The organism is Streptomyces sp. TRM68367 (genome assembly GCF_014495685.1).
Lineage (GTDB): Bacteria > Actinomycetota > Actinomycetes > Streptomycetales > Streptomycetaceae > Streptomyces.
Genome location: NZ_JACTVI010000001.1, coordinates 93,430 through 100,053 on the forward strand (window position 1 = coordinate 93,430; position 6,624 = coordinate 100,053).

The 6,624-nt window shown below is 72.4% G+C and carries 6 protein-coding genes; 4 read left to right on the plus strand and 2 right to left on the minus strand.

The window, feature by feature from the left end; translation table 11 throughout:
- Window positions 1-199: 199 nt before the first annotated feature.
- From H8R17_RS00415 to H8R17_RS00430, 4 genes are all read left to right on the plus strand, one after another.
- Complete coding sequence (locus H8R17_RS00415) at window positions 200-1,060, plus strand: SDR family oxidoreductase (RefSeq protein WP_187821061.1); 861 nt, start codon at window positions 200-202, stop codon at window positions 1,058-1,060.
- Window positions 1,061-1,324: 264 nt separating this feature from the next.
- Window positions 1,325-3,745, plus strand: coding sequence for a polysaccharide lyase 8 family protein (locus H8R17_RS00420; RefSeq protein WP_262504894.1), 2,421 nt, complete (start codon window positions 1,325-1,327; stop codon window positions 3,743-3,745).
- A 154-nt stretch (window positions 3,746-3,899) separates the two neighbouring features.
- Complete coding sequence (locus H8R17_RS00425) at window positions 3,900-5,483, plus strand: acyl-CoA carboxylase subunit beta (protein ID WP_187821062.1); 1,584 nt, start codon at window positions 3,900-3,902, stop codon at window positions 5,481-5,483.
- A gap of 57 nt (window positions 5,484-5,540) precedes the next feature.
- On the plus strand, window positions 5,541-5,735 hold the full coding sequence (locus H8R17_RS00430) for an acyl-CoA carboxylase subunit epsilon (protein WP_187821063.1): 195 nt from the start codon (window positions 5,541-5,543) through the stop codon (window positions 5,733-5,735).
- A gap of 66 nt (window positions 5,736-5,801) precedes the next feature.
- Here H8R17_RS00430 and H8R17_RS00435 read toward each other — a convergent pair whose 3' ends face one another.
- Window positions 5,802-6,206, minus strand: coding sequence for a hypothetical protein (locus tag H8R17_RS00435; protein ID WP_187821064.1), 405 nt, complete (start codon window positions 6,204-6,206; stop codon window positions 5,802-5,804).
- Between the two features lie 80 nt (window positions 6,207-6,286).
- On the minus strand, window positions 6,287-6,624 hold a 338-nt coding region (locus H8R17_RS00440), incomplete at its 5' end, for an ATP/GTP-binding protein (protein ID WP_187821065.1).

Consider the following 6,624-nt stretch of genomic DNA (forward strand, 5'->3'; position numbering starts at 1 on the left):
CCGGACGCAGTACGCCCACGCGCACCACCACAGCTCGCGGCGACCACGACGACCGCCGTACGCCGCCTCACGGGACAACCGCCTCACGACACCTTCGGGACAGCCGCGCGACGACAGCCGGCAGACCGGCCCCAGACCGGCCCCAGGACGACAGCCCGCACCACGACGACCGGACCGACAGCTCAGGGAGACCGAACTCGTGACACACACCGGCTCCGGCTCCACCTACGAACCCCGGGCGGGCACCACGCCCCGGCCCGCGGCAGCGCCCACCCCGTCCGCGGTGGCGCGGAGGGACCGGCAGCCGCCCCGCGCGGACCGGCGCGTCGCCCTCGTCACCGGGGCCTCCTCGGGCATCGGCGCCGCCACGGCACGCCGCTTCGCCACCGGCGGCTGGCGCCTGCTGCTCAGCGGGCGGGACCGGCGGCGCCTGGAGGAGACGGCCGCCGGTACGTCCGCCGTGGTGCTGCCCGCCGACCTCGCCGTCCCCGACGGCCCGCGCCGGCTCGCCGAGGCCGCGCTGCGCGCGACCGACCGGATCGACGTCCTGGTCGCCGGGGCGGGCATCGGCTGGGCCGGACCGTTCGTCACCATGCCGCACGCCGACATCGACCGGGTGCTGACCGTGGACCTCAACGCCACGCTCCACCTCGTACGGGCGGTGGTCCCCGCCATGGTGGCGGCCGGCCGCGGGCGCGTGGTGCTCGTCGGCTCGGTCGCGGGCAGCGTGGGTGTACGGGAGGAGGCGGTGTACTCCGCCGCGAAGGCCGGGGTGGCCGCGTTCGCCGAGGCCCTGCGGCAGGAACTGCGCGGCACCGGGGTGGGCGTGACGCTCGTCGTACCCGGCCCCGTGGACACCCCGTTCTTCGCCCGCCGCGGCCGGCCCTACCAGCGCTCCCGCCCGCGCCCCACGTCCCCCGGCTTGGTCGCCGGCGCGGTCTGGGAGGCCGTAGAACACGGCCGCGACGACGCGTACGTACCAGGCTGGCTCACCCTCCCGGGCCGCGTCCGCGGCCTGGCCCCCACGGTGTACCGGCGGCTGCTGAACCGGTTCGGCTGACGGACGCTTCGGGCGACGCGGCGTCCTGAGTTCGGCATGGCGCTACTGACTCGGGGGTCCTGTCGTGCGGCGGCTGCGGGTTTTGTGTGGCTGGTCGCGCCCACGCCGCGGAGCCGCATATCGGATACAGCCTTAGGCTGGCCGGCCCCAGGGCGTTCACATCGGCAAGGTCGCTTCTCCCGCCTGGCGCGGGCGGCTTTCGGCCGACCTGGTGGAACTCCGGGGCGACACGGTTCCCACCCGCCCCCCGCGGTGATAGAGCGCATGCCCATGACCTCCAAGCGCCGCGCCCTCGCCCTCCGCACCCCCACCCGCCGCGCCCTCCTGCTCGCCACGGCGGCCCTCGCGGCGGCCACCGGCGCAACGCCCGGACCCCGCACCACCGCCCCCGGGACCACCGCACCCCGCCCCACCGCCGACCCCTACGACACCCTCCGCCACCGCTGGCTCACCCTCTGCCTCGGCACCGGCTACGATCCGGCGGCCGAGCCCTACGCCTCCCGCCTTGCGGAGACCGGCGCCCTCGCCCGGGGCCTGCGTGCCACCATGGCCCCGACACCCACCTCCCTCTGGCCGGGCCACCCCTTCGCCGCGTCCTCCGGCACCACCCTCAGCCACGGCCGCCTGTGGACCATGACCCAGGCGTACGTCCAGCAGGGCACCGGCTCCACCGGCGACCCCGCCCTCCTCGCGGACATCCTGCGCGGCCTCGACCACGTCTCCGACACGGTCTACAACCCGTCCACCACCCCGTACGGCAACTGGTGGGACTGGCAGATCGGCAGCCCCCGTCACCTGATGGACATCACGGCCGCCCTGCACGACCACCTCGGCGCCGCCCGCGTCACCGCCGCCTGCGCCGCCGTGGACCACTTCATCCCCGACGCCGCGCTCGGCGACTACTCCGGCACGTCGACCGGCGCCAACCGCGTCGACCTGTGCCGCAGCGTCGCCCTGCGCGGCGCCCTCGGCCGCAACCCGGCCAAGCTCGCCCTCGCCCGCGACGCGCTCTCCCCGGTCTTCCCGTACGTCGACAAGGGCGACGGCCTGTACGCCGACGGCTCGTACGTGCAGCACACCTGGGTCGCCTACTCCGGGACGTACGGGCAGGTCCTGCTCGACGGCCTCGGCCGCCTCTTCGCACTGCTCGCCGGATCCGACTGGGAGGTCACCGACCCCGGCCGGCAGATCATCCTGGACAGCGTCGAGCACGCCTTCGCACCCCTCATCCACGACGGGCTGATGATGGACGCCGTCAACGGCCGTGCGATCAGCCGGGGTTGCCTCAAGTCCGACGACCGGCAGGTCATGCGCAGCGACCACTACCACGGCCAGGCGGTCATCGCCGCCATCGCCCTCCTCGCGGACAGCGCGAGCCCGGCGGAGCGCGAGCGCTGGTACGCCCGCGTCAAGGGCTGGATCGAGCGAGACTCCGCAGACACTGCCACCCCGATCCTGACGGCACCTCAGTTCGGCGTGGCCGACCTGTCCCGGCTGCACGCCGTCGCCGCCGCCCCGGTCGCGCCCGCGCCCGAACCCACCGGCCACCGCCTGTTCGCCGCCATGGACCGTGCCGTGCACCGCCGCCCCGGCTTCACCGTGAGCCTCGCCATGGCCAGCGACCGCATCGCCCACTACGAGTGCGGCAACGGTGAGAACCCGCGCGGCTGGCACACCGGCGCCGGGCTGACGTACTGGTGGCCCGAGGCCCGCAGTGACCGGTCCGATCAGTCTGATCAGTCTGATCGGTCCGATCAGTACACAGACTGGTACTGGCCCACCGTCGACTGGTACCGCCTGCCCGGCACCACCGTGTCGACGAAGAGACTCCCCGACCGGGCGGGCGGCGAATGGGGCGAGCCCAGGCCCGACGTACGCTGGGTCGGCGGCGTCACCAACGGCGAGTACGCGGTGCTCGGACAGCACCTGAAGGGGCTGGGCTCGACCCTGGACGCCCGCAAGGCGTGGTTCTGCACGGCGGACGCGGTGATCTGCCTCGGTGCCGGCATCACCTGCACCGACGGCGTCCCCGTCGAGACGATCGTGGACAACCGCAACCTCGGCGAGTCCGGCACCCACGCCTTCGTCCGCGGCCCCGGCTGGGCCCACCTGGCGGACCACGGCGGCTGGATCGTCCTCGACGGCGACCTGAAGACCCTGCGCGAGGACCGCACCGGAGCCTGGTCCGACATCAACACCTCCGGCACGGACGAGCGCCGCACCCGCCGCTGGCAGACCCTCTGGCTGGACCACGGCACCGACCCCGCCGACGCCACGTACGCCTACGTCCTCATGCCCGGCGCCTCCCGCACCTCGGTCGCCCGCCGCGCCGCCGACCGCCACTGGCTGTCCGTCCTCGCCAACGACCGCACACGCCAAGCCGTCGACATCCCCTCCCTCGGCCTGACCGCCGCCGCCTTCTGGCAGGCCGGCGCGGCGGGCCCGCTGTCCGCCTCCGGCGGCGCCGCCCTCCTGCTCCGCCGCCGGCGCCGCACCGCTAGCCTCTGCGTGAGCGAGCCGCCGCGCACCGGCCAGCCGCTGGAGATCACCTGGGACCACACGGTGCGCCGGGTCGTCCGCGCCGACGACAGCGTCGAGGTCCTCGCCACCACCCCCCGACTGCACCTGCGTGTCACTCCGGGGAGGGCATGTGCCGACCATGAATGTGAGGTGACTCTCAGCTGACAGCTTTGTGCGACCCCTACAAGCCGCACGCCCTCTGAGCAGTCGGAAAGGCTGCATGCCGTCGGGGTTCTGTTCAGGGGTACCAGGAAAACGGGCCGGAGACTGTACGGAGTCAACGGCTCGCTTTCCTTGGCTTGCTTCGTAAGGTCGCTACATGACCGTTTTGGACGAGGCGCCGGGTGAGCCGACGGACGCGCACGGGCGAGTGGCCGAGCTGCACGAGATCCGTGCCCAGGCCCAGGCGGGCCCCAGCGAGAAGGCGACCGAGGCACAGCACGCCAAGGGCAAGCTGACCGCGCGGGAGCGGATCGAGCTCCTCCTCGACCCGGGTTCCTTCCGGGAGGTCGAGCAGCTGCGCCGGCACCGGGCGACCGGGTTCGGCCTGGAGGCCAAGAAGCCGTACACCGACGGTGTGGTCACCGGCTGGGGCACGGTGGAGGGCCGGACGGTATTCGTCTACGCCCATGACTTCCGTATCTTCGGCGGCGCGCTGGGCGAGGCCCACGCCACCAAGATCCACAAGATCATGGACATGGCCATCGCGGCCGGGGCGCCCCTGGTCTCGCTCAACGACGGCGCGGGCGCCCGCATCCAGGAGGGCGTCTCCGCCCTCGCCGGGTACGGCGGCATCTTCCAGCGCAACACGAAGGCCTCCGGGGTCATCCCGCAGATCTCGGTGATGCTCGGCCCGTGCGCGGGCGGCGCGGCCTACAGCCCCGCCCTGACGGACTTCGTCTTCATGGTCCGCGAGACCTCGCAGATGTTCATCACCGGCCCGGATGTGGTCAAGGCCGTGACCGGCGAGGAGATCACCCAGAACGGCCTGGGCGGCGCCGACGTGCACGCCGAGACGAGCGGTGTGTGCCACTTCGCCTACGACGACGAGGAGACCTGCCTCGCCGAGGTGCGCTACCTGCTGTCGTTGCTGCCGCAGAACAACCGCGAGAACCCGCCCCGGGTGGAGTCGTCCGACGCGGTCGACCGCCGCAGCGACGTCCTGCTGGACCTGGTCCCCGCGGACGGCAACCGGCCGTACGACATGGCCAAGGTCATCGAGGAGATCGTCGACGACGGCGAGTACCTCGAGGTCCACGAGCGCTGGGCGCGCAACATCATCTGCGCGCTGGGCCGCCTCGACGGCCAGGTGGTCGGCATCATCGCCAACCAACCGCAGGTGCTGGCAGGGGTCCTGGACATTGAGGCTTCGGAAAAAGCTGCGCGCTTTGTCCAGATGTGCGACGCTTTCAACATCCCGATCGTCACGTTCCTGGATGTGCCTGGGTTCCTGCCGGGAGTGGATCAGGAGCACGGCGGGATCATCCGGCACGGTGCGAAGCTGCTGTACGCCTACTGCAACGCGACCGTGCCGAGGATCTCGCTGATCCTGCGCAAGGCGTACGGCGGTGCCTACATCGTCATGGACAGCCAGTCCATCGGTGCCGACCTGACCTATGCCTGGCCGACGAACGAGATCGCGGTGATGGGTGCGGAGGGCGCGGCGGGCGTCATCTTCCGCCGGCAGATCGCCGAGGCCGAGGATCCCGAGGCCATGCGGCAGAAGATGGTCAAGGAGTACAAGTCCGAGCTCATGCACCCGTACTACGCGGCCGAGCGCGGTCTGGTGGACGACGTGATCGACCCGGCCGAGACCCGCGAGGCGCTCGCCCGCTCGCTGGCGATGCTCCAGACCAAGCACGCCGACCTGCCCTCCCGCAAGCACGGCAACCCGCCCCAGTAACCGAGCGGACCCATCGCGGCAACCCCGCGGACCCCTCTCTCACGGAGACTGACACCCATGGACAACTCTGACATCCGCGTCGAGAAGGGCCACGCCGAGCCCGAGGAAGTCGCCGCCATCACGGCGATCCTGCTGGCGCGCGCGGCGGCCGAGCCCACGGACCCGACTCCGGCCCACCGCGGCCGCGTGAAGGCCGGCTGGCGCCGCCTGGAGCGCGAGCCGGGCTTCCGGGCCCCGCACAGCTGGCGCTGAGCTCTGTAGGGCGCGTACGGCCCCGCTCCTCTCTGTTGTTCGGGAGGGCGGGGCCGTTGCGTGCGGTCAGAGGATGGTGACCTCTGCGCCGGGGAGGTGATACCGCCGCCTGAACTCCCCGTCCCGGTCGGTGCCTTCGGGGGCGAACAGCGACCTGTCCGGCAACCGCTCCAGGATCCCCGGCGATCTCCGCGCCCAAGGACGTGCTCGCTCGGTCCGGCCGGCGCTCGCACCGAACCCGTCACCCGGCGCACGACCTCCGCCGGGTTCACGTCCGAACACGGCGTCCGCGATCTCCTCGAACGGCCGCTGCACGCTCCGCTGGAGCCGCAGGCCGGAGACCCGCAGCCGCACCAGCTCGGCCATCGACATGTGGCGTGCCTGCTCGCGCCGTTTCCCGCCGAGCCATGCCCGGGCCGCCGCCCGTGCCACGGTCGTCCCCAGCCGTAAGGCGGCTGCCTCCGCGCGCATCCCCGTACCTCTCCCCGCAAGAAACCACGGCCCTCATCCCTCCCACAGGAGGAACGAGGGCCGCAAGGTGATGGTGCCGACTACCGCAGGCGGGCCATGAGCGCGTGCTCCACCAGCGTGATCAGCGTGGACTTCGCGTCGGCCCGATGCCGGGCGTCGGTGGTGATGATCGGGGTGTCCGGGCCGATCTGGAGGGCTTCGCGGACCTCGTCGGGGTTGTACGGCTGCTGGCCGTCGAAGCCGTTCAGCGCGATGACGAAGGGCAGGCCGCTGTTCTCGAAGTAGTCCACGGCCGGGAAGCAGTCCGCCAGGCGCCGGGTGTCCACGAGCACCACCGCGCCGATGGCGCCGCGTACCAGGTCGTCCCACATGAACCAGAACCGGTCCTGACCGGGGGTGCCGAACAGGTACAGGATCA

Excerpts from the sequence above, each read along its gene's own strand:
- H8R17_RS00425 (WP_187821062.1), top strand. The coding sequence starts at position 3,900 with ATGACCGTTTTGGACGAGGCGCCGGGTGAGCCGACGGACGCGCACGGG.
- H8R17_RS00435 (WP_187821064.1), bottom strand. The coding sequence starts at position 6,206 with ATGCGCGCGGAGGCAGCCGCCTTACGGCTGGGGACGACCGTGGCACGG.
- H8R17_RS00430 (WP_187821063.1), top strand. The coding sequence starts at position 5,541 with ATGGACAACTCTGACATCCGCGTCGAGAAGGGCCACGCCGAGCCCGAG.
- H8R17_RS00420 (WP_262504894.1), top strand. The coding sequence starts at position 1,325 with ATGCCCATGACCTCCAAGCGCCGCGCCCTCGCCCTCCGCACCCCCACC.